Source organism: Brevundimonas sp. SL161, from assembly GCF_049896985.1.
Taxonomy (GTDB): Bacteria; Pseudomonadota; Alphaproteobacteria; order Caulobacterales; family Caulobacteraceae; genus Brevundimonas.
Map to the genome: position 1 here is coordinate 15,996 of NZ_JAFCVJ010000020.1, position 21,890 is coordinate 37,885.

Genomic DNA, 21,890 nt, shown 5'->3' on the forward strand with positions numbered 1-21,890 from the left:
TGATTTTTCCCTTGGGTCCGATCAACCGAGCGAACGCGCGGTGTTGATGACATTGATCTTGTCGAAGCGGGTGGAGGAGGAGCCGTGGCTCACCGCCGACACCTGGCTGGGCTGGCCCTTGCCGTCGAAGAACGAACCGAACATGCGGTAGTCGCTCTCGTCGCAGATGGCCGAGCAGGCGTTCCAGAACTCGGGCGTGCGCATCTGATAGGCGACATCCTCGAGCGGCTGGGTGATCTCGCCGTTCTTGATCTCGTAGAACAGGGTGCCGCCGAACTGGGCGTTGTAGCGCTGCTGATCGATCGAGAACGACCCGCGGCCGAGGATGTAGATGCCGTTTTCGACGTTCGAGATCATGTCGTTGCGGGTCATCGGCTGCGTGCCCGGCTTCAGCGAGACATTGGCCATGCGCTGGAACTGAACCGTCGACCAGCTGTCGGCGTAGGAGCAGCCGTCCGAAGCATTTTTGCCCAGGATGTGAACCTGATCGCGGGTCGCCTGGTAGTCGACCAGCTTGCCGTCCTTGATCAGATCCCACGACTTGGTCTTCACGCCCTCGTCGTCGTACTCGACCGCGCCCAGGCTGCCGGGCTGGGTCTTGTCGGCGAACAGGTTGACGATTTCCGACCCGTACTGGAAGCGGCTCTCGCGCTTGTCGAGCGTGGCGAAGCTGGTGCCCGCGTAGTTGGCCTCGTAGCCCAGGACCCGGTCGAGCTCGAGCGGGTGACCGACGGACTCGTGGATGGTCAGGCCGAGGTGATCGGGGTCCAGGACCAGGTCGTACTGACCCGGCTCCACCGACTTGGCGGTCAGCTTCTCGCGCGCCTGACGGGCTGCGGCGACCGCATCCTCGCGCATGTCGTAGGACATGTCATAGCTGATCACGGCGCCGTTGGCCGACTCCAGCTTGTCCTCGCTGCGGCCTTCCAGATATTCGTAGCCGAGGCCCATCGGGGCCGACAGCCCCTGACGCGAGCGGAACTTTCCGGTGGTCTGGTCGATGACCGTGACCGACATCGGGGCCCAGATGCGGTGCACGTCCTGGTCGATGTAGGAGCCGTCAGAGCTGGCGAAATACTTCTGCTCGTTGACCAGGAACAGCTGCGAGTTGACGAAGTTGGCGCCGGCCGCCATCGCCGCGGCGTTGACGCCCAGCAGCAGTTCGACCTTCTCGGCGATCGGTACTTCCATCGCGTTGCGGCGGATCGGGGTCTTCCAGCTGACCTCGCCGACGCCGGGCGTGGGGGCCAGTTGGACGGGTTGGGTCTGGTTCCGGGCGTTGGCCTTGGCGATGGCGGTGGCGAGGCGCGCAGCCTCTGCCACGGCTTCGGCCGTCATGTCGTTGGTGGCGGCGAAGCCCCAGGCCCCGTCAGCGATGACGCGAACGCCCGTGCCGATGGACTCGGTGTTGACGATGTTCTGGACGTTGGCTTCCCGGGTGATCACGAACTGGCGCAGGTAGCGGCCGACGCGAACGTCGCAGTAGCTGGCGCCGGCTGCCGAGGCGGCGCTCAGGCCGGCGTCGGCCAGGCGTTTCTTGACCGCGATGTCGATGGTCTCGACCAGCTGGGATTCCGCGATGGCGCGTCCGGCGAACCCGGGCAGCAGAAGCCCGCCCGCGCCGATGCCGCAAGCGGCGAGGAATGAACGTCTATCCAAGGCTTCTCTCCACCCGAATGGCCTGCCGCGGGGGCGCACAGGCGGTGTTGAGCGGGCATTGTACGCAGCCCCCTCGTCACGCGCGCCGCATCTTTGACAGCCGGGTGACACAGGTCAAACGATCGGAGCCATTCCGGCTGATCATTACGAAATCTTCACGCCGAGACCAGTGCTGGCGGGTTTTCAGACTGCTGGGTCAAACGGTCGCAGCGGCGACAGCGGGGCGAATTCGCCCTCCGTCCGCGTCATGCGCGCCTGAATCGCGGCCATGACATCGGCCGGGCTCCACAGCGAGCCCTGCATGACGGCGATCCATTCCAGCCCCTCGGCGACGGTGTGGTCGCGGGCGTGGTTGAGGGCGGCCTTGGACCCGGAGATCGCCAGCGGCGCTTTGGTCGCGATCCGTTTCGCCATGTCGAGCGCCGCCGTAACGACCGCCTCGGCGTCGGGCAGGACGGCGTTGATCATGCCCAGTCGTTCTGCGCGATCGACCGTCAATTTGGTGCCCGTATAGGCCAGTTCCCGCACCACGCCCTCGGGCATGAGCTTCGGCAGGCGTTGCAGGCTGCCGATATCGGCCATCATGCCGATGTTGATTTCCTCGATGCGGAGGTACGCATCCTGCGACGCCAGCCGGATGTCGCAGGCGGCGATCAGGTCGAGCCCGCCGCCGACGCAGGCACCCTGGATGGCGGCGATGACGGGGAACCGCATCTTTTCCAGCGTGGTCAGGGTTTCCTGCAAGTCTCGGGCGGTCTGGTGGAAGGCCTGGCGGTCGCTGACCTTGTCGGTGTTCAGGATCGCGCCGCCCGAAAAGACGGAGATGTCCATGCCGGCGCAGAAATTTCGGCCTTCGCCGGAGAGGACCAGGGCGCGGACCTCGCCCGTCGCATCCAGCACCTTGAGCTCCGGCCCGAAGCGGCGCCAGAAATCCATGTCGAGCGCGTTCGACGCCTCCGGCCGGGTCAGACGCAGATGCGCGATCGGGCCATCGCGGGTGATCTCGAAGCTCGCCAAGGCTCAGGCCGCTTTCACATTGGCGCGGCAGGTCATCAGCGGCTGAATCTTCTGGCCGAAGTCCTCGATCCCTTTCTCGAAATCGTCGAAGGTCAGCAGGACGCCGCCGGTGCCGGGCACCTCCGACATCTCGTCCAGCATCCGCGCGACCGAGGCATAGGAGCCGACCAGGGTGCCCATGTTGATATTCACCGCCCCCTCGGGCGCGGCCAACTGGCGGACGTTGGTGGTGGCGTTGACCTTGTCGGCCGCGCCCTGATCCTTGAGCCAGCTGATCGCATCCACGTCGACGCCGTCGTTGTAGAGTTTCCACCTTGCCATCGCCTCTTCGTCGGTGTCGGCAGCGATGACCATGACGAGGACGAACATCTTCACGTCGCGACCAGTCTTCGCGGTCGCCTCGGCCAGACGCTCATTGTTGAAGGCGAAGGCCCTGGGCGTGTTGACCCCCTTGCCGAGGCAGAAGGCGTAGTCCGCCCACTGGGCCGAGAAGGCCAGGCCCTCGTCCGACGAGCCGGCGCAGATGATCTTCATGTCGGTCGACGGCGTCGGGCGGACCAGACAGTCGTCCATCGTGTAGTAGTCGCCCTTGAAGTCCGAGCGACCCGTCTCCCACAGCTCGCGCAGGATGCGGGCGTATTCGTCGAGCATCTGATAGCGGTTACGGAAATGCTCCTCGCCAGGCCACAGGCCCATCTGGGAGTATTCCGGCTTCTGCCAGCCCGTGATCAGGTTCAGACCGAAGCGGCCGTGGCTGATGGAATCGATCGTGTTACACATCCGCGCGGCGAAGGCCGGCGGGATGACCAGGGTCGGGCAGGTTGCATAGATCTTGATCTTCTCGGTGACGGCCGCGAGCCCGGCCATCAGGGTGAAGCTCTCCAGCCCATATTCCCAGAACTCCGTCTTGCCGCCGAACCCGCGCAGCTTGATCATCGAGAGCAGGAAATCCAAGCCGTAGTGCTCGGCCCGCTGGGCGATGCGCTTGTTCAGGTCGAACGAGGGCATGTACTGCGGCGCGGTCTCTGAGATCAGCCAGCCGTTGTTGTTGATCGGTACGAAGACGCCGACTTCCATGATGATCGCCCCTCAGCTGTCGCCGTTCAGAAAGGCGACCAGGCGCGCATTGAACGCACCGGAAACCGTCGCCGTAAAGGCGTGTCCGCCCCAGGGCACGACGTCGAGCGTCGCGCTGGGCAAACCCTCAGCCAGACGTCGCGACAGGAGCGGCGGAACCAGCATGTCGTCGGCCGAGGCGGCGACCAGAACCGGGTGCGGAATCTCGGCGAGCCGGTCGTCGATGTCGAAGGCCAGCAGGGCGCAAATCCGGGCCAGCATGACGTCGGTGCGGGGGAAGGTCTGGATGTGATGGTGTTCCTGCGTCTTCAGCAGGGCGTCGTTCTCGCTGACCCAGTCGGGCGGGTAGAGGAACACCGCCTGGGCCTCGACATAGGCGGTGGGGCCAAAGGCCTCTAGCAGGCGAATGCGGGCGGCGAAGCAGCGGGCGACATGCGGGTCCGGTCGCGACCAGCCGTTGACAACGACCAGCCGGTCGAGCCGTTCGGGATGGTCGAGCGCCAGCTGCAGCCCGGCATTGCCGCCCGCCGCGTGGCCGACGAGGTGGGCCCTTGCCGTGTCCGTGGCGTCGAGGACGGCGGCCATGTCCTGCGCCATCGCGGCGACGGAGTGCCCGGGCTTCAGGCTGCGGTCGCTGCGGCCCGTTCCTCGGTGGTCGTAGAGGATGACGCGGAAGCGCTCGGTCAGGGCGTCCATCTGCGGGGCCCAGAAGGTGGCCGATCCGCCGAGACCGGCGGACAGGATGACCGACGCCGCGTCTCCGGGTCCGTCGTGGATTTCCCAATAGAGGCCGTCAGCGGTCCCGCTTGTCACAGCTTCAAGCCAAAGCGCGGGCCGACGGCGGTCATCGCCAGATAGAGGCCGATGGTCAGGGCGCAGCCGAGGCCGAGTGCGGGCCAGAACGCCATCCCGCGCCTCAGCAGCATGGGGATCAGCAGGAACATGGGCAGCGACGGCAGGACGTACCAGAAGGTCGCCTGGGCGTGCTGCGCCATGTTCTCCGGATCGGGCTTGGCCGACCACAGCCAGATCATGCCCAGCACCGACACCAGGGGCAGGGACGCGATCAGGGCCCCGATGCCCGGCTGGCGACGCGCGACCTCGGAGGCGGCCACGATCAGGATCGCGGAGATGACCGCCTTGATCAGCAGGGTCGCGAGCGGGCTCAGGCGCGTTCACCGATGTGGGCGATGGTGGCGATCTCGACGAGGAAGTCGGGGCGGACGAGGCCGCAGACGATGCAGAACCGGGCCGGCTTGTCGCCGGGGAAATACTCCGCATAGACCTTGTTCAGGGCGGCGTAGTCGGCCCAGTCCTTGAGGAAGATGTGGTTCATGGTCACGTCGTCCATGGTCCCGCCGGCGGTCTCGATCACCGACTTGATGGTCTCCAGCACGATGCGCGTCTGGCCCTCGGCGTCGCCGACGCAGGCGACGTTGTTGTCCTTGTCGAAGGCCAGGGTGCCCGAGACATAGACGATCCCGTCGGCCAGGGTCCCGGGCGAGAAGGGGGCGATCGGGGTGACGGTGCCGGGCGGTGTGATGACGGTCTTGGGCATTCAGGCCTCCTGTGCGCTTTTCGATTCTGGGGGCGCGATCTGACCGACGGCGCCCTTGAAGTCGGCGACGCTGGAGACCCAGCCGAAAAATGTCTCGATGTTGTAGATCGCGGCCTGCTGGACAAACTCGGGCCCGGCCTGATGGGTGGCGTCCTCCAGCACGATGCCGAAATATTCGAGGAAGAACCCGTCCCGGAGCGTGGACTCGACGCAGACATTGGTGGCGATGCCGACGAAGACGAGGTTGCGGATGCCGCGCGAGCTCAGGACGCTGTCGAACTGGGAGTTGAAGAAGCCGGAGTAGCGGGTCTTGTGCAGACAGATGTCGCCCGCCTGCGGCTTGAGCGCGTCGACCAGTTCGTAGTCCCACGTTCCACGGGCGAGGAGCGTCCCCGTCAATTCGGGCCGGGCGCGCATGGTCTTCAGCGCATTGGACTTGTGCCAGTTGGGTGAGCCGGGGCCGCCGGCCTCGACATAGTCGGGATCCCAGCCGTTCTGGAAATAGATGACCTGGACGCCCGCACGGCGCGCGACCTCGAGCACCCCCCTGGTGTTCTCGACCACCCTGGCGGCGCCGGAGATGTCGAAACCGGCCAGATCCAGATAGCCGCCGGGCGAGGCGTAGGCGTTCTGCATGTCGATGACGATGACCGCCGTCTTCGCCGGATCGATCTCCAGCGGTTCGGGTCGGCAGGGCAGGGTGAGGGTGGCCATCCCTCCACCATGACAGATGCGCGGGCGACGCCAAGTCGGCTGGAGCGACTTATGTCGTGGCGCATCGGCTTTAATGCCGGAGATGGATGGCTACGACTTCACGCGCTGGCTGCGGCGCGAGACCGAGCCACCCATACGCTACACACCGGTGATCCTGCTGACCGGACACGCCGCCCAGTCGAAGGTGCAGAAGGGGCGTGACTGCGGGGCCAGCTTCGTCGTCACCAAGCCGCTGACGCCGAACGTCCTCTTGCAGCGCATCCTGTGGCTGGGCGCCGACGAGCGGAACCTGGTGGAATGCGACACCTATGTGGGGCCGGACCGTCGGGTGCGCAGCCTGGGCCCCCCGGTGGGAACGCCGGGCCGGCGTAACGGCGATCTGTCCGAACACGTCGGCGCCGCCACCGAGGCGAACATGGATCAGTCCTCTATCGATATGATGATGAAGCCGATGAAGGTCGCACTGTGAGCGAAGCCCGGACGTTCAAGATCAAGAGCACGCTGGCGCGGCAACTTCAGGATCCGGGCGGCAGCCAGGTCCGCGACCTCGAGCGGCAGGCGACCGCCAGGCTGGAAACTCATCGCGACGACGCCATGGCCGCTGTGGTCGCAACGTTGGACGCGCTCGACGCCCTGTGCGCCGAGGCGGCTATCGATGCCGGACCGCGCGTCTACGCCCTGGGGTCGTCGATCGTGGATGTGGCGGGCTATTTCGACACCGGCCCGCTCTTCCATGCGGCCTACAGTCTATGCGGGGTCTCCGACCGGATGCTCCAGGCCGAGACCTGCCACTGGCCGTCAATCCGGGTCCACACCCAGGCGTTGCGCCTGATCCTCGCGAGCGGATGCCGCGTCGGACGCACCAGCGAGACCTTGCTGGCCGGCCTGCGCTCGATCACCCAGAGCCGCTAGGGGGGGCCTCCGTCAGCCCTGGGGCGATGGGTCGTGAATTTATTCCGGGCTCACCCCGCTGGTGTGAGGCGCTGCCGCCCGCGCCCTGCGCGGATCCTTGAAACCGTCAGGCGCGACTGCCCACGGGTGACCGACAGGCGAGAGAATCGGCAGGGCTGGAAATCCAACCGACTGAATCCATTCAATATGTCCGGAACCCCCGACCGGCTTGCCCGATCGCACCAGCAGGGTCTCGTCTGGCGCCAGGCGCGCAGGCTCTCGACGATCCGGTCGAAACCGGCCCAGGTCCGGGCCGTCATCGCGGTCCCGCGAGGGGCCCGGACGATACCGGTGTTGCGCGTGGCGGTCACCGGATCCTCCATGCGGGGTGCAGGAGGCTGTCTGTCGTGGTCTTTGGTGTTATGTCTAGACATTAATTCAGGCAAGCGGCACTTTCGGCGCATGGATCACGCGCCGCAAGACCCTGAACCGCAAACGCCTGAACCGCTTCACGGCCGGAGCGTCGGCGACATCGAACATCGTGTCGCCTCGAGCGAGTGGCGCCAAGGCTTCCGCGTCCCGACCGGGACGGCTCTATTCGGCGTGACCCGGGCTTTCCAAACCTTCCCCGGCGCCGCCTATGATCTGGTGGCGCGCTTTTCTCCGACCAAGGGATGATCATGAGCCATACGTCAGAAGCTCTCGGCTGGCGCTCCGTCGCGGATCTGGTCGGAGATCATCCGGATGCGCCCGTGGCCCTGATCGGCGCGCCGCTGAACGAACGGTCGCTGACGCCTGGCCGCTGCGATCTCGGTCCGAAGGCGTTCCGGGCCGTCCTGCCGCGCCTGTCCACCTATGACATCGAGACCGGCAGGGAGCTGGGCCTGCGGGTGCATGACGCAGGCGATGTGCCGTTGAAAGCAGTGTCGCCCGCCGACGCCTTCATCCCTTTGCGCGACGCGGTGAAGGCCCAGGCGTCCCGAGGCCTGACCATCCTCGTCGGCGGCAATAACGCCATTACCCGACCGGGCGTCCATGGCCTGGGGCTGGACCGCGTCGGGGTGCTGACGCTCGACGCCCATTTCGACCTGCGCGATACGGATCAGGGCCTGACCAACGGTAACCCCATCCAGGCCGTGCTCGACGACGGTCTGGCCGGGGCGCGGATCAGCCAGGTAGGCCTCGCCCCTTTCGCCAACACCCGCCGCGCTCATGAGAAGGCCAGGGCGGCGGGCATCAGTGTCCGCATGGCGCGTGAGTGCCGTGAGCGCGGTCTGGCCGGCGTCGTCGCCGAGGAACTGGAGCGACTGTCCGCCCTCTGCGACGTCCTCTACGTCGATTTCGACATTGATGTGATCGACCGCAGCCAGTGGCCCGCAAGTCCCGGCGCCCGCCCGGGCGGCGTTTCGGTCCACGACTTTTTCGACGCCACGCGCGTCATCGGCGCCCATCCGAAGGTCCGCGCTGTGGACCTGACCGAATACGATCCGTCGCTAGACGTCGGCGATCTCGGTTCCCTGACGGCAGGACGCTGGTTCTGCGAATTGCTGGCCGGGTTCGAAACGCGATGACCACCCTCATCACCGACTGTCACGTCGCCACCATGGTCGAGGGTGGGGAGCCCTACGGAGCCATTGAGGACGCGGCGCTGCTGATCCGTGACGGTCGCATTGCCTGGGTCGGGCCGCGCGCTGATCAGCCCCCGCACGATGCCGTGCAAATTCACCGGCTCGACGGCCGCTGGATCACGCCGGGCCTGATCGACTGCCACACCCATCTCGTCTTCGGCGGCGACCGTTCGGGCGAGTTCGAACAGCGTCTCAACGGCGCCACCTATGAGGAGATCGCCCGCGCCGGCGGCGGCATCGTCTCGTCCATGACCGCGACCCGCGCGGCGTCGGAGGCCGATCTCTACGCCTCCGCCCTGTCGCGGCTGGACGGCTTGAAGGCGACCGGCGTCACAACCGTCGAGATCAAGTCCGGCTACGGCCTCGACCGCGATGCTGAACTCAAGATGCTGCGCGTCGCCCGTCGCATCGGGCGAGAGGCAGGCGTCCGCGTCCGCACCTCCTACCTCGGTCTCCACGCCGTTCCGCCGGAGCATCGGGCCGACCGCTCGGCCTATGTCGACCTCGCCATCGAAGAGATCCTGCCCGCCGCTCATGCAGAGGAACTGGTCGACGCGGTCGACGCCTATTGCGAACCCATCGCCTTCTTCAACGCCGAGGTCTCGCGCCTGTTCGAGAAGGCGAAGGCGCTCGGCCTGCCGGTCAAGCTCCACGCCGACCAACTGTCCGACGGCGGCGGCGCGGCGCTGGCGGCCCGTTACGGCGCCCTGTCCGCCGACCACATCGAACACTCCAGCGAGGCGGGCGTCCGGGCGATGGGCAAGGCCGGCGTCGTCGCCGTCCTGCTGCCCGGCGCCTATCTGATGCTGCGAGAGACGACCCCGCCGCCGATCGAGATGCTGCGTCGCTACGGCGTTGCGATGGCCGTGGCCACCGACTGCAACCCCGGCACCTCGCCGCTCGCCTCGATGACCGCCGCGCTCACCCTGGCCTGCGTCCAGTTCCGTCTCACGCCGGAGGAAGCGCTGGCGGGCGCGACCCGCCATGCGGCCAGGGCGCTGGGTCTTGCTGACGAGATCGGCACGCTTGCGGTCGGCAAGGCGGGCGACCTCGCGGTCTGGGACGTCACCCGTCCGGCCGAGCTCTGCTACTGGCTCGGCAAGCCGATCCTGCATTCACGCTATTTGGCCGGCGGCCTGGCCTGATCAGCCCGGACGGGCGGGATTCCAGGCCGCATATGCGTCCAGCGCGCTCTGCGGCGCGCCGACCGATCGAGATATCGTTCGTCGTCATCGATCCTCTGGTTCTTGTCGCCGAAGATCCGCAGGCCGGTAACGAGGTCATGGCTGCGCGACTATAGCGGCCGGCGCCGTCTCGCCCGGGGACGAGCTAGGGCCGCCAGTTCAGGGTCAGGCCGATGGTCCTGGGTCGCAGCGGGGTCATCGCCAGACCCTCGGGCAGGCGGAACGGGTCCCCGAAGGCGAAGGTGTTGGCCTGGGTGTCGAATGGATTATCGACAAAGGCCGTCGCTGACCACGACGCGGCCTCCACGCCGAGCGAGACCCTCCCGCTCATATAGTCACCCATGCGTGAACGGCGCTCGGCGTCGAATGTCAGACGCGACGCTCCGACATAGGCCAGGTGGCCGTCCGCCCGCAGCTCCAGACCGTTCCACAGAGGCCGGTGGTAGGAGGCAACGATGTTGGACGAGACCTTCGGCACCCCCGGCAGGCCCGCGTCGCCGCGCGAGTTGAACGCCGCGCCCGGCCGGGTGATCTCGGGATCGGCGAACAGGGCGTTGGCCCGGATTTCCAGCCCGGACGTCGGCCGCCAGGTGGTCTCGATCTCCAGCCCTTTGTTGGCGCCGTCGCCGACATTGACCGCATAGGCCAGTCCGCTCGGCAGGAATTGGTCGCTCTGGATATTCCGCCAGTGCGCCATGAAGACCGCGATGCGGGCCCGCAGTGTCCCGTTCCAGAGGAACCCCTTGGCTCCGCCCTCGTAGTTCCACAGGCTGTCCGCCCCGTACTCCCGGCCCGGCATACCGACCGCATTCGTGAATTTCTGACCCGCCGGCCCCGCGGTGTTGAACCCGCCGACGCGGTGTCCCCGGCTGACCTGGGCGTAGACATTCCACTGGTCATCGAGGCGATAGGCGAGGGCCAGTTTGGGCGAGAAGCCGTTGGCCCGGCCCGCGCCACTGAACCGCCTCTGGGCGGCGCCCTGGGCCACCCGCGATCCCACGCTGTAGGAGGCGTCATAGTAGCGGGCGCCGGCGGTCAGGCTCAGTCTGGACGTCAGATCCCGGGTGACCTCGCCGAACACCGCAACCTCGTCCAGCTGATCCGATCGCCGCTCGGCGTAGGCAACGCCCGGGACGGGTTGCAGGGCGGACACCGTCGTGTCGGTGCGCGTGCCGCTGGTGGACAGGAAGGCGCCCGCCAGCCAGCGGAAATCGCTGTCCTGGGGCGAGGCCAACGACAACTCACCGGTCAGCAGCTCGATGTCCTTGTCTTCGTCGAGCGCGCCGATCAGTTGCCGTGAGCCGAACTTGATCAGCGCCGGGGACGCGTCGAAGCGGCTCCGGAAATCGTGCCGCACATAGCCGATCGAGGCGTCTAACCGCCCCCATTCGGCCTGTCCGTCCAGGGTCACGTAGGCGGCGTTAAAATCGTTCTCGTGCGGCTCGCGCACGAGGTTGGCACGCCGGAACCTGCCGAGACCCCGGATTACATAGTGGGTGTCTTCCGTGTCGATGGACTGGTGCACGAGGCCGGTGCCGAAATTCCAGTCGGGTCCCAGGCGAGCGGCGAGGGCGACCCGGCCGCCGCTGCGACGGCCTTCGTTCACTTGCGGCAGGTTGAGCGCGACATCGTTGATGTACCCGGAATACTGCTCCTCGTAGGCCACCGCGCGGATCGCCGCCCGCCCACCGAGGATCGGCAGGTTAGCCATCACCGAATAGTCGCTGTTCGGTCCACCCGAACGGGTTTCCGAACGCGTCAGCGACACCTCGCCATAGAAGGCCTCGCTGTCAGGTTGTCGCGTGATGGTGCGGATCACCCCCCCGATCGGGCCTGTCCCGTAGAGCGTCCCCTGCGGCCCGCGAAGCACCTCGATCCGGTCGATATCGACCAGTTTCAGGTCCGGGTCCGGGGCGTTGTAGGTGATTGGGATCTGGTTCAGATACAGGGCTACCGTCGACTGGGTCAGGCCGGTGAAGGCGCCGTCGGACATGCCCCGCAGGAGGATCTTGTTCCGGCCCGATCCCAGATTGGTCACGGTCATGCCGGCCGTGAGGGAGGCGACGCCGATCATGTCCGTGACGCCGCCCTGCTCCAGCTGCAGCCCGGCGATGGCAGTCAGGGCGGCGGCGACTTCTTCCGGCGTCTCGGGGCGGCGTTCCGCGGTGACGACGATGTCGCCCAGCTGCGTGTCCGCCGCCTCGCGGTTGACGGCTTCCGACGCGGGGGCGACGGGCCTCGAACGGGCGGGCGGAGGCGGGAGGCGCGCGCTCCGGATCAGGATCGCTCCATCGGCGCGAATGGAGGCGGCGCACCCCGATCCTGTCAGCAGACGGTCCAGAGCGACGCCCACCGACATCGCGCCCCGAAGGCCGCGCGCGACGCCGCGACAGGCGCGAATATCCCCGCCCAGCGAGCGACGGGTCTGCAACGCCAGGGTCAGCAGGGCCTCGTCCGCACGCTGCTGCGGTATGTTCAGGCTGAAGGTCTCGGACGCGCGGCTCTGGGCCAGCGCTGGCGATTGAATCGCGACGGCTCCCAAAAGCAGCGTCAGGCTCATCCATCGGGTCGCCGGGCGGCGACGCGCGTGCTCAGGCGCCGTCACGCGCCGTCAGGCGGATCCCATCGTTCTCTCGGGTCGCCCTGATCGGAACGAAATCCTGCAGCTGTCTCAACATCGTAGCCTCGTCGCCGATACGAAGCGCGCCGGTGAACCGGAGCGCGCGGGCGGACTCCGACACACTAACCGGCTTGTTGAGATAACGCGACAGGTCCTCCGCGACCGTGCCCAGATCAGTTTCGCGATAGACCAGCACGCCCTCATGCCATGCGGACGCCTGACCGGGATCGATTCGAGACACGACGGCGGCCGCCGACCCGTCCTGGACCAACTGCTCGCCCACGCCCAGCTGGACCATTTCAGGCATTGCGTCCCCGGACACTGCGACGCGGCCGCGCCGGACGCCGACCGAGAACCGCCCGCCGTGGGACAGCACGTTGAAGACGGTGCCCAGAACGCGAACCTCGTAAGCTTCGGCCGCGATCAGGAACGGGCGTGCGGGGTCATGCGTCACGTCGAAGGCGACCTCGCCTCCGGCCATGGCGACCTCGCGATCGCGCGCGCCGATGCGGACCCGCAGGTCGGAATGGCGGTTCATCGACAGGCGCGACCCATCCGGCAGGACCACCTCTCGCGGAGCGTCGTCGGTGCTGTAGGTTCTGAAACGGCCCTCGCCGCTGATTTCCGGCCAGAAACCCACGACCATGACGGCCGCGGCGGCGGTGGCGAGCAACGGGGTCAGCCAGGCGCGGCTGAAGCCGCCGCGGAGGGGCTTGACGTCGTTGGCCGCGATCGGGGCGACGACGGCTTCGGCGGGGGCATGCGCGTCCAGCGCGACCCAGACCTGTTCGATCCGGCCATAGGCCTCGCCTCGGGCGGGATCGGCTTCCAGCCAGGTCTGGAACTCCAGCCATGCGCCTTCCGGCGCGTCGGCGTCGCCCAGCCGGACGAACCAGTTCAGCGCCTGATCGTGAATGTCCGAGGTCGTCATGCGTGCGCCAGCCGAGTTCGCGTCGCCGACACCGGCGCCTGACCGTTAGACGGCGCCGCCATGGCGCCACCTCCACCAAAGGTCGCAGGATTCTGCTCGCCGTGCGCCCTCATTGTCGAACCTTCGCCGCCAGAATCTTCAAGGCGTCCATCATATGCTTCTCAACCGTGCTCTTCGAGACATTGAGATTTCGGGCCACCTCGGCGTAGCTGAGGCCGTCGAACTTGTGCAACCGGAAGATGGTTCTGGTCCTGTCCGGCAGCCCGTCGAGCGCCGTCATCAACTGGGCCAGTCGCTCGCGTCCGGCGACCACGGTTTCGGCCGATGGCGCGTCGTCCAGGTCTTCGGTCGGACCCGCGACATGGACGACGTCCCGCCATGCAGCGTCGCGGGCGGCTGCACGACGGCTGGAACGCCAGCGATCCATCATCAGGTTCGATGCCAGCCGATAGAGATAGGCGCGCGGCTCGCGCACCTCGGAGGTCCCATCGACGCCGACGACCTTGAGGTAGAGGTCCTGCAACAGGTCCTCGACATCGGCGGCAGGCCCCAGCCGCGCCAGGAAGAAGCGCCGCATAGCCTCTCGCTGTTCGAAATAGGTCGACAGCAACGCGGGCGCTGGCAGCGCGGTCAAAGGCCGAAATCCTCCGGGTCCGGTTTCCGGAACGACTTCGCGCGCCTGAGTTCACCGTCAAAAACTAATGCCGTGCTGAATTTGATGAGGCAAGGCGAGAACTTGCGCGATTTTTCTCTGAGGTGACGGTCCGGCGACGACGTCTTCCGTCTGAGGCCGCGACGGCGGCCGGTGCGGGGGCCTTGATGTACGACCTTTGGCGATCCGGTTTCGTCCGACGCTCGCTGACCAGCCTTGTTGCCGGCGGCCTGGACGCGCGCGAGGTGACGTGGCTGCCGGATCAGGGCCTGTTCGCCTATCTCGCCGACCCTTTCGGGATCGACCGTGGCGGCGTTTTGACCGTCTTCGCCGAGCATTTCGACTATCGCAGCCGCCGCGGCGAGATCCGCTATTTCCAGTATGACGCGACCAACGCCCTGGTGGGCGAGGGTATCGCCCTGGCTGAGCCGCATCACCTGTCGTACCCCTCGCTGATTGAGGATGGCGGCGAACTCTACATGCTGCCGGAGGCGTACAAGAGCGGCGGCCTGACCCTCTACCGCTGCGTCCGCTTTCCCGACCAATGGGAACCGGCCAAGCGGATCCTCGATGTGCCGGCCATCGACGCGACCGTGGTTCGCCACGACGGCAAGTGGTGGATGTTCCATGCCCTTCCGGGTCCGGCCGACCGGGCGATGCGAGAGCTGCATGTCGCCTTCTCCGACGCTCTTAACGGTCCATGGACGCAGCATCCCGCCAATCCAGTGCGCTCCGGCTTCCCCGCGTCGCGGCCTGGCGGGACGGCGTTCGAGGCGAATGGCGCGCTGCACCTGCCGCTTCAGGACTGCGCCGGGACCTATGGGGCGGCGATCAACCTCCTGCGCATCGACACCCTGACGACTGATGCCTTCGAAGCCTCGGTCGTCCGCCGGTTCGAGGCCGGGGAGCTGCTGACCGGCTATGCGGACGGTTTCCACACCCTCTCGGGCTGCTGCGACACGACCTTCATCGATGTGAAGCGCATCCAGCGCTCGGCAGCCGAGGGCTGGGTCCGCACCCAGTACAAGGTCCGCCGCCTGCTCGGACTCAACGGACCGCACGCACGGCGCCGGCCTCCGTCGGAAACGACGTCCAAAACGCCGCCGGTGCTCGCCGGACAGGGGATCTAGAATGCGCGTCGCCGTCGTCATGCCTCGTGGGTCGCAGATGAGCCGCGCCAGGCCAAACTCCATGGAGACGGTGGCGGGAGCCCTGCTCGAGCCGAGCCGCCTGAAGAACCAGACCCACGTCATCTGCGACGCCGGCGCGTCCGATCCCGCCCTGCCCAACCTCGTGGCCGTGCCGGACGGTCTGAGCAGGTCGCGCCGCGCCGCCGTCGTGGCCCGTGCGATCGAGGCGCTGAACCCCGACTATGTCGAATACCACCAGCAGCTGGACTCCTCGGCCGCCCTCGCGCGGCGGCTGCCGGGCCGCGTCCACGTCCTCTATCGCCACACGCGGATCAAGCCGGCGCGGGGGCTGGTCAACCGGATACGATATGGCGCGCGCCTGGCAGCCTTCGACCGCCTGGTATTCGTCAGCGGGGCCGCGCGGGCGGAGTTCGCGGCCGACTATCCCCGTTTCGCCGATCGGGCCTCGGCGATCTGCAATCCGATCGACGTCAAGGGCTGGACCGCTGACCCCGACGACCGCGACAAGCTGATCATTTTCTCCGGCCGCGCCATGGCCGAGAAGGGGCTGGAGCCCCTGTGTCAGGCGCTTGAAGTCGTGCTGGACCGGTTCCCCGACTGGCAAGCGGCCCTGATGCTCGGGGATTGGGACCGTCACGCCGACTGGGCCCAGCCGCGCCTGCAGCCGCTCGCGCGTTTCGGCGACCGCGTCGCAATCCACAGGTCGGCATCGCTTTCGAAGGTCAAGGCCGTGATGCGCCGCGCCGCCATCGCCGTGACACCGTCATTCGTCGCCGAGGCCCTCGGCCTGTCGGCGCTGGAGGCCCATGCGGCTGGGGCGGCCCTCGTTTCGTCCGGACGCGGCGGGCTGCGCGAGGCCAGCGGACCGCATGCTGTCTATGTCGAAGACCCGCAGGCCACGGCCCTGGTCGAGGCGCTGAGTGGACTGATCCTCGATCCGGTCGCTCGCGTCGAGATGGCCCGCGCGGGTCAGGCTTTCGTCGTGGCAAACCACACCCCTGCCGTTCGCGCGGCCCAGCTCGACACGCTGCGGGAAACCCTGGTGGCCCGGCGCGTCGCGCCGACGGTCCGCGAGAATTTGCTCGTCCAGATGATCTCGGCGGCTCTGCCGTTGTCCGCCCCGCGCTGGGCCTGGGCGGGGCCACGGCCTCAGGGCCCACTGACAGGGACCTGAGGCGTTCAACTATTCCATCGGGCGTCCCTGAACGTGCGATGGAACGATCGGCGTTGTCTCACGGCGACGATCGTCGACGGGCCGGCTGGACATCGCGTCCATCCGGCCCGCATTTCTGTTTGAGGCAAAAGGTAATCGAGTGGGCGCACGCACATTATTGACCAGGCTTTTCGCGGGCGACGCGGCCGTGCTGGCGATGAAAAGCCGTCGGGTGCTGAAAATCCGCGACCTACCGGACCGCAAACTGCTGGCCGAGGCCTATATCCCCGCCTTCGCCGTGGAGGGCGGCAAGATCCTGTGGGTCGGATGCCGCGCCTACACCGCCGATGACTATCCGGTTCTCGAGGCCGGGGGCGGCGAGGTCTGGACCACTGACATCGACCCGGGCGCGGCGCGCTGGGGCGTCGAGGGCAGGCACCGCACCGGCGATGTCTGCGAGGCCGATGTGGTCTTCGCAGACCAGATGTTCGACGCCATCGTCTGCAACGGCGTGCTCGGCTTCGGAGTCGATGCGCCCGAACAGCAACGTCGAGCGCTCCAGGCCCTGTCGCGGATACTCAAGCCCGGAGGTCGGCTCCTGCTGGGCTGGAACGTTGACAAGATCTCCGATCCGATCGCGGCCTCGCTGACCGAGCCCTGGTTCTCGCATCAGCCGTTCGCCGGCCAGCAGGCGCGCGTGACGTTCGCGGAAACGACCCACGTTTACGACACGTTCGTGCGCCGACCGTCGGCGAGCTGAGTCCGTCCGTCCGGGGGCAGCACCCCTGCTGTGACTCCAGCGCCTGGACCACGCGTGGGGTCGCCGTGGCAGAGACCGCCGTTCTGCTGTTGTGTGTGCGTGCTGCGCGCTACACCACCCGGATCGGCATTCCCGTCGTCAGCGGAATGCACACCAGGGTCCAGAACACATGCAGTTCCTCATCATCGGCCGCGACGGTCCCGACGCCGACGCTCCGGCCCGCCGACAGGCTGCGCGTCCCGCTCACATCGAAGGCCTCAAGGCGCGCCGGGCCGCAGGCGAAGTCGTCGAGGTCGGCGCCCTGCTGGACGACGCCGGGTCGCCGATCGGATCGGCCATGATCGGAGAGTTTCCCGACCGCGCGGCCGCCGACGACTATGTGGCGCAGGAGCCCTACACGACGGCCGGCGTCTGGGTGACGGTCGAAGTGACGCCGTTGCGGCTTCTGACCTGGGATTAGATCAGGCCTGCGTCGGCCCGGTGACGCCGTCTGCGTCCCGGGTCACGACCCAGGTCGACAGGGTGCGCGACACATAGGGTTTGGCCAGGATGGTCGAGACGGTCTGCAGTTTCGCCTCCGCCCGCTCGGGCGTCAGGGTCAGCAGGACATAGCCCTTGGCCGTCTGGTCGCAGAATACGACCTTGTCGTTGTTGGCCGACAGCAGCGGCCCCAGCGGCAGGGGGGCGACGGCGTCGCCGGGCGAGGGACTGGAGATCGCGCTGGTGCCGAACTCGACCGCGCGACGCTCGCCGTCGGCGTCCTTAAGGTCATTGACCCAGTAGGCGTGGCTGTCGCCGGCCAGGACGATCGGCTGCACCCCGGCCTCCTTGAAGGCCGCATAGAGACGCTCCCGACCGGCCGGATAGCCGTCCCAGCTGTCGAGGCCGAACGGCACGCCCAGCTTGTAGAGCTGGATCATCTGGCGAAGGCCGGCGCGGACCGCCTCGGGCAGGCCGCCGATCATGCCCTCGATCTGGGCGTCTGACGCGATCTTCGTGACGTCCGGCCCCATGACCCGGGCCATCACGACCTGATTGCCCAGTACCTGCCAGGGCTTGTGGGCAGACTTCGACGCTGCCAGCACGCCCTTGAGCCAGTTCCGCTGCGCATCGCCCAGCAGGTCCCGGTCCGGGGCGTTCAGCGTCTCATTGAAGGCGATGAGGTCAGGCGCGCCGTCGACCATCGGCATGTCGGTGGTGTAGTCGAGTTGCTTGTTGCGCGCCGTCAGACGCGTCTCGACCATGGCCAGGGTCGCCAGGTCCCCGAACTCGAAACTGCGGTTGATGGCCTCCAAACCCAGGCCGGCGCGCGGCTCGCGGATCGGCATCCATTCATAATAGGCCCGCAGGGCGATGGCCTTACGGGCCGCATAGTCGCCCTCGGTCGTCTCGGTGTGGTTCTCGGCCCCCATGGACCAGGCGTCGTTGGCGACCTCGTGGTCGTCCCAGACGCAGATGAAGGCGGCGCGGGCGTGGGCGGCCTGCAGATCGGGATCCGCCTTGTACTGGGCGTGACGCAGCCGATAGTCCTCGAGCGTCAGGATTTCGTGCGGCGGCTGGGGAATGCGGCTCAGGGACGCTCCCGTCGACAGGCCGTAGTCGTCGGGGGCCGCGCCGTACTCGTAGATGTAGTCGCCCAGGTGCACGACAGCGTCGAGCCGCGGCTCCTTCGACAGGGCGTCATAGGCGTTGAACAGACCGCCGGGATACAGCTGGCAGGAGACGACGGCGAGGACGACGTTGGGCGTCACGCCTTCGGGCAGGGTGCGAACGCGGCCGACCGGCGAAACGACGTCGCCGGCGACGAAGCGGTAGAAATACTCGGCTCCGGGCTCCAGCCCCTGACCGTCCAGGTCATGCTTGACGGTGAAGTCACGCGCAGCGCGGGCGCGCAGGCCGGACGAGGTGCGCACCTTGTCGGAGAAACCGGCATCGCGCGCGACCTCCAGCGTCACCTCGATATCGGCGCCCGAGGCGTCGGCGGGGGTGACACGCGTCCAGAACACCGCCGAATGCGCATCAGGATCACCAGAAGCGACCCCGTGCAGGAAGGCGGCCGCAGGGCCGTGCGCCGGCGCGGTGAGAGCAGGGGTGGCCAGGACGCCCGCTCCGATGCCGGTGATCAGGCCGCGACGGTCGATTTTCATCAGGACTCTCCGGGAATGGTCGTCTTCTTCACCTTGCATTCCGGCGAAGGCCGGGATCCAGATTCACACACGGATGTGAGGGTTTCGCGTCACCTCAGGCAGGCAACGGAATCCGTGATCTGGACCCCGCCCTCCGCCGGAGGGCACGGAAGTAAAGGTTCAGTAGCGGACCGTGACGGTCGCGCCGTAGGTCCGGGGCTCGCCGGCAATGAAGGTCGGCAGGCCGAGGCTGTCGCCGGTGTTGCCGGCGTCCTTGATGAACTCTTCGTCCAGCAGGTTGTCGCCGAACGCCTCGACCGACCAGTTCGCGCCGTCGGGGACATAGCGGACCCGCAGGTTCAGCAGGCCGTAGCTGTCCTGGAACTCGTCGACGATCCGGTCGGGCACGAAGCCGGTGGTCTGCAGGTTGGTCCGGTCATTGTTGTCGTCGAAGAAGACCTCCGACTGCCAGCTATAGGTCGGCTGGATTTCGAAGGTGCCGCCTGTGACGGGCAGGCTCACCAGGGCGCCGATCGAGACGCGGTGGTCGGGCGACAGGCGCAGGCGGTTGCCGTCTCGGGCGCCCGTCTGGAAGCGGGCGTGGTTGTAGCCATAGGTGGCGAACAGATCGAGCCAGTCGCTCGCCATCCAGCTGGCCTGGCCCTCGAAGCCATAGGCCTCGGCTTCACCGGCGTTGGTGGTGATGAACTGGGTGCCGACCTGCTCGGTCGTCTGGAAGTTTTCATAGCTGTAGAAATAGACCGCGCCGTCCAGGCGGACGCGGCGATCCATCAGCGCCGACTTGAAGCCGGCTTCGTAGCTATCGACGGTCTCGGCCGGGACCTCGGTAAAGATCGGCGCGCCGTAGGGGGGCGAGGGCACGGTTACGGCCAGCACGGCCGGGCGCCGGCCGCGGGCGTAGGTGGCGTAGAGGCTGGCGTGGTCCGAGACGGCGTAGCGGCCGGTCAGGCGGTAGGTCAGGCCGTCGTCCTTCAGGTCGCGAGCGGTGACGCCGCCGTTGCCGGCCGTGGGCTGGAAGGTCAGGCCGAACAGCGGGAAGGCCGCGGACGCGGGCGCGTTGGCGGCGCCCGGGGTGGCCAGCTGTGTCACCAGACCGTTGGCGAAGGCGCCGAGCGCGCCTGCCTGCGCCAGGGCGGCCGGGGTGCCGACCGCGATCAGGGCGTTGATCTGGCCCTGCAGCTGCTGCACCGCCAGCAGGCCCCCGGCGATGGAACGGCCGTTCAGGACCGAGGAGCCGAACGCCGTGGTCTTCTCATCCGAGGTGTAGCGAACGCCGGCGGCGAACTCGAGCCGGTCGGAGGGCTTCCAGGTCAGGTCGCCGAAGACGTCGAACGACTGCAGTTCGGTGTTGGTGGCGGCCGTCTCGATGTGGCTGGCCTTCAGGTTGTTGGCGATCCCGGCGCGGGCCGCGGTCGGGATGCCGAGCCCCGCCAGCAGCGGCTGCAGGAAGGCTTGCGACCCATAGACCGAGCGGGGCAGGGCGGTCGGCAGGACGGCCAGCGGCGTGCCGTCCAGGATGCCCGCCAGCTGGGCCAGGGCCAGGCGTTCGTCGATCTCGATCGGCGAGGACGACTGGTTCTCTTCGCGGAAATAGCTGGCGCCGACGAAGCCGGAGAAGGCGCCGCCGTTATCCCAGTTCACGCGGAGCTCCTGGCTCCACTGCTCGCCGTCGGAGATGCCGATGCCGGTCAGGATCGGCAGGGAGATGCCGTCCGGGTCGAAGGTCTCGGCCGTCTCGAAGGTGCGATAGGCGCTGACCGAGTTCAGCGTCAGGCTGTCCGACAGGTCATAGCGGACAAGACCGGTCACGCCCCAGACTTCGCGGTCGATGCCCAGTTCGCTGCCGCCCGGGATATTCGACCCCGGCGTCAGGGCGGCGGGAGAGCCGGGATTGCGGTCCGTGCCCAGGACCGCGCCCGTGTTCGGATCCTGCGGGTTGTAATAGATCGAGCGGAAGCTGACGCCCGAGGGCGTGTCCTGCTGGTAGTTGGCGATCACGTCGACCCGCAGGGCGTCGGTCGGCTCGAAGGCGGCCAGGGCGCGGAAGGCCTGGGTATCGATGCCGTTGTAGTTGCGAGCGTCCAGCAGGTTCTCGACATAGCCGTCGCGGGTCTTCATGCGGGTGGCGAAGCGGAAGGCGGCCGTGTCGCCGACCGGCGCGTTCAGCATCAGCTCGACCATGCGATAGTCGTAGTTGCCGATGGCGGCGCGGCCCTCGGCGGCGAAGCCGTCGAGATCAGCCTTGGTCTGGATCACATTGATCGCGCCGATCAGGGCGCCGCGCCCGTACAGAGTCGATTGGGGGCCCTTGGAGACCTCGACCCGGTCGACATCGAACAGTTCGACGAAGGCGCCCGGCGCGCGCGAGATGGAGACGCCGTCCTGGTAGATCGACACGCGCGGCTCATCGGAGGCGCCGGTCGAGTCCGACGTCAGGCCGCGGATCACGAAGCCCGGATTGTTCGGCGACTGGTTCTGGACCAGCAGGCCGGGCACGAAAGCCGACAGCTCCTCGAAGTCCTGAACGCCGAGCCCGTCCAGGAACTCGCCGCTGTAGGCGGTCAGGGCAAACGGGACCTCGATCGGGTCCTGGGCGCGCAGCTGGGCGGTGACGATCACCTCTTCCAGCTGGGACGTCTGGTCCTCCGACACCTGGGCGTTGGCGGAGGTAGCCAGCGCGCACGCGGCGGCGCAGCCCATAAGAATGGTTCTGGAATGAGTGCGATTGAACATGACAGCCCCTGTTGC

Annotated in this window: 20 protein-coding genes; 8 read left to right on the plus strand and 12 right to left on the minus strand. The window is 67.4% G+C overall.

Features of this window, described 5'->3' with window-relative positions:
* Positions 1 to 21: 21 nt before the first annotated feature.
* From ACP7AU_RS13235 to rutB, 7 genes are all read right to left on the minus strand, one after another.
* Entirely contained in the window at positions 22 to 1,659 is a 1,638-nt protein-coding gene (locus tag ACP7AU_RS13235) for a TldD/PmbA family protein (protein ID WP_426051698.1), read from the minus strand.
* A 183-nt stretch (positions 1,660 to 1,842) separates the two neighbouring features.
* Entirely contained in the window at positions 1,843 to 2,676 is an 834-nt protein-coding gene (locus ACP7AU_RS13240; protein ID WP_426051699.1) for an enoyl-CoA hydratase-related protein, read from the minus strand.
* A 3-nt stretch (positions 2,677 to 2,679) separates the two neighbouring features.
* Positions 2,680 to 3,753 (minus strand): pyrimidine utilization protein A, encoded by a 1,074-nt coding sequence (gene rutA, locus ACP7AU_RS13245; RefSeq protein WP_426051700.1) that lies wholly within the window; start codon positions 3,751 to 3,753, stop codon positions 2,680 to 2,682.
* 12 nt (positions 3,754 to 3,765) lie between these two features.
* Positions 3,766 to 4,566, minus strand: a complete 801-nt coding sequence (gene rutD, locus ACP7AU_RS13250) for a pyrimidine utilization protein D (protein ID WP_426037627.1) — start codon at positions 4,564 to 4,566, stop codon at positions 3,766 to 3,768.
* Positions 4,563 to 4,868, minus strand: coding sequence for a DUF3147 family protein (locus tag ACP7AU_RS13255; protein ID WP_426037629.1), 306 nt, complete (start codon positions 4,866 to 4,868; stop codon positions 4,563 to 4,565). Before ACP7AU_RS13255 ends, rutD begins: the two co-directional genes overlap by 4 nt.
* A gap of 50 nt (positions 4,869 to 4,918) precedes the next feature.
* A complete protein-coding gene (gene rutC, locus ACP7AU_RS13260; RefSeq protein ID WP_426037631.1) occupies positions 4,919 to 5,311 on the minus strand; it encodes a pyrimidine utilization protein C in 393 nt (130 codons plus the stop codon).
* Positions 5,312 to 6,025, minus strand: a complete 714-nt coding sequence (gene rutB, locus ACP7AU_RS13265) for a pyrimidine utilization protein B (RefSeq protein ID WP_426051701.1) — start codon at positions 6,023 to 6,025, stop codon at positions 5,312 to 5,314.
* A gap of 73 nt (positions 6,026 to 6,098) precedes the next feature.
* On the opposite strand from rutB, the gene ACP7AU_RS13270 reads away from it, so the two are divergent.
* The 4 genes from ACP7AU_RS13270 (at position 6,099) to hutI (ending at position 9,689) form a co-directional block, all read left to right on the plus strand.
* Positions 6,099 to 6,494, plus strand: coding sequence for a response regulator (locus ACP7AU_RS13270; protein ID WP_426051702.1), 396 nt, complete (start codon positions 6,099 to 6,101; stop codon positions 6,492 to 6,494).
* Entirely contained in the window at positions 6,491 to 6,937 is a 447-nt protein-coding gene (locus ACP7AU_RS13275) for a chemotaxis protein CheE (RefSeq protein ID WP_426051703.1), read from the plus strand. The genes ACP7AU_RS13270 and ACP7AU_RS13275 overlap by 4 nt, the downstream gene beginning before the upstream one ends.
* A 659-nt stretch (positions 6,938 to 7,596) precedes the next feature.
* Positions 7,597 to 8,487 carry an agmatinase family protein gene (locus ACP7AU_RS13280; protein ID WP_426051704.1) on the plus strand — a complete coding sequence of 297 codons (891 nt, stop codon included), beginning with the start codon at positions 7,597 to 7,599 and terminating at the stop codon, positions 8,485 to 8,487.
* The gene (gene hutI / locus ACP7AU_RS13285) at positions 8,484 to 9,689 is read left to right on the plus strand and encodes an imidazolonepropionase (protein WP_426051705.1); all 1,206 of its coding nucleotides are present in this window, start codon (positions 8,484 to 8,486) and stop codon (positions 9,687 to 9,689) included. The genes ACP7AU_RS13280 and hutI overlap by 4 nt, the downstream gene beginning before the upstream one ends.
* Positions 9,690 to 9,873: 184 nt before the next feature.
* On the opposite strand, the gene ACP7AU_RS13290 is transcribed toward hutI, so the two are convergent.
* The 3 genes from ACP7AU_RS13290 to ACP7AU_RS13300 form a co-directional block, all read right to left on the minus strand.
* The gene (locus ACP7AU_RS13290; RefSeq protein WP_426051706.1) at positions 9,874 to 12,288 is read right to left on the minus strand and encodes a TonB-dependent receptor domain-containing protein; all 2,415 of its coding nucleotides are present in this window, start codon (positions 12,286 to 12,288) and stop codon (positions 9,874 to 9,876) included.
* 31 nt (positions 12,289 to 12,319) lie between these two features.
* Entirely contained in the window at positions 12,320 to 13,279 is a 960-nt protein-coding gene (locus ACP7AU_RS13295) for a FecR family protein (RefSeq protein WP_426051707.1), read from the minus strand.
* A gap of 109 nt (positions 13,280 to 13,388) precedes the next feature.
* Positions 13,389 to 13,913 (minus strand): RNA polymerase sigma factor, encoded by a 525-nt coding sequence (locus ACP7AU_RS13300; protein ID WP_426051708.1) that lies wholly within the window; start codon positions 13,911 to 13,913, stop codon positions 13,389 to 13,391.
* Between the two features lie 185 nt (positions 13,914 to 14,098).
* Between ACP7AU_RS13300 and ACP7AU_RS13305 the strand changes: the two genes are divergently transcribed.
* The 4 genes from ACP7AU_RS13305 (at position 14,099) to ACP7AU_RS13320 (ending at position 17,455) form a co-directional block, all read left to right on the plus strand.
* Positions 14,099 to 15,061, plus strand: coding sequence for a glucosamine inositolphosphorylceramide transferase family protein (locus ACP7AU_RS13305; protein WP_426051709.1), 963 nt, complete (start codon positions 14,099 to 14,101; stop codon positions 15,059 to 15,061).
* A 1-nt stretch (position 15,062) separates the two neighbouring features.
* Positions 15,063 to 16,256: a glycosyltransferase family 4 protein gene (locus ACP7AU_RS13310; protein WP_426051710.1), complete on the plus strand. Its 1,194-nt coding sequence runs from the start codon at positions 15,063 to 15,065 to the stop codon at positions 16,254 to 16,256.
* 157 nt (positions 16,257 to 16,413) lie between these two features.
* Positions 16,414 to 16,995 (plus strand): class I SAM-dependent methyltransferase, encoded by a 582-nt coding sequence (locus ACP7AU_RS13315; RefSeq protein ID WP_426051711.1) that lies wholly within the window; start codon positions 16,414 to 16,416, stop codon positions 16,993 to 16,995.
* Between the two features lie 169 nt (positions 16,996 to 17,164).
* Positions 17,165 to 17,455, plus strand: coding sequence for a YciI family protein (locus ACP7AU_RS13320; RefSeq protein ID WP_426037676.1), 291 nt, complete (start codon positions 17,165 to 17,167; stop codon positions 17,453 to 17,455).
* Position 17,456: 1 nt separating this feature from the next.
* Here ACP7AU_RS13320 and ACP7AU_RS13325 read toward each other — a convergent pair whose 3' ends face one another.
* Both ACP7AU_RS13325 and ACP7AU_RS13330 read right to left on the minus strand, forming a co-directional pair.
* Positions 17,457 to 19,142: an alkaline phosphatase D family protein gene (locus ACP7AU_RS13325; protein WP_426051712.1), complete on the minus strand. Its 1,686-nt coding sequence runs from the start codon at positions 19,140 to 19,142 to the stop codon at positions 17,457 to 17,459.
* Positions 19,143 to 19,301: 159 nt separating this feature from the next.
* Positions 19,302 to 21,875: a TonB-dependent receptor gene (locus ACP7AU_RS13330; RefSeq protein ID WP_426051713.1), complete on the minus strand. Its 2,574-nt coding sequence runs from the start codon at positions 21,873 to 21,875 to the stop codon at positions 19,302 to 19,304.
* Positions 21,876 to 21,890: the final 15 nt, after the last annotated feature.

Bases quoted from the DNA above. Each gene is read 5' to 3' on its own strand.
- rutA (WP_426051700.1), bottom strand. From the start codon at position 3,753: ATGGAAGTCGGCGTCTTCGTACCGATCAACAACAACGGCTGGCTGATC.
- rutC (WP_426037631.1), bottom strand. From the start codon at position 5,311: ATGCCCAAGACCGTCATCACACCGCCCGGCACCGTCACCCCGATCGCC.
- rutB (WP_426051701.1), bottom strand. From the start codon at position 6,025: ATGGCCACCCTCACCCTGCCCTGCCGACCCGAACCGCTGGAGATCGAT.
- ACP7AU_RS13270 (WP_426051702.1), top strand. From the start codon at position 6,099: ATGCCGGAGATGGATGGCTACGACTTCACGCGCTGGCTGCGGCGCGAG.
- ACP7AU_RS13280 (WP_426051704.1), top strand. From the start codon at position 7,597: ATGAGCCATACGTCAGAAGCTCTCGGCTGGCGCTCCGTCGCGGATCTG.
- hutI (WP_426051705.1), top strand. From the start codon at position 8,484: ATGACCACCCTCATCACCGACTGTCACGTCGCCACCATGGTCGAGGGT.
- ACP7AU_RS13290 (WP_426051706.1), bottom strand. From the start codon at position 12,288: ATGAGCCTGACGCTGCTTTTGGGAGCCGTCGCGATTCAATCGCCAGCG.
- ACP7AU_RS13295 (WP_426051707.1), bottom strand. From the start codon at position 13,279: ATGACGACCTCGGACATTCACGATCAGGCGCTGAACTGGTTCGTCCGG.
- ACP7AU_RS13305 (WP_426051709.1), top strand. From the start codon at position 14,099: ATGTACGACCTTTGGCGATCCGGTTTCGTCCGACGCTCGCTGACCAGC.
- ACP7AU_RS13310 (WP_426051710.1), top strand. From the start codon at position 15,063: ATGCGCGTCGCCGTCGTCATGCCTCGTGGGTCGCAGATGAGCCGCGCC.
- ACP7AU_RS13320 (WP_426037676.1), top strand. From the start codon at position 17,165: ATGCAGTTCCTCATCATCGGCCGCGACGGTCCCGACGCCGACGCTCCG.
- ACP7AU_RS13325 (WP_426051712.1), bottom strand. From the start codon at position 19,142: ATGAAAATCGACCGTCGCGGCCTGATCACCGGCATCGGAGCGGGCGTC.
- ACP7AU_RS13330 (WP_426051713.1), bottom strand. From the start codon at position 21,875: ATGTTCAATCGCACTCATTCCAGAACCATTCTTATGGGCTGCGCCGCC.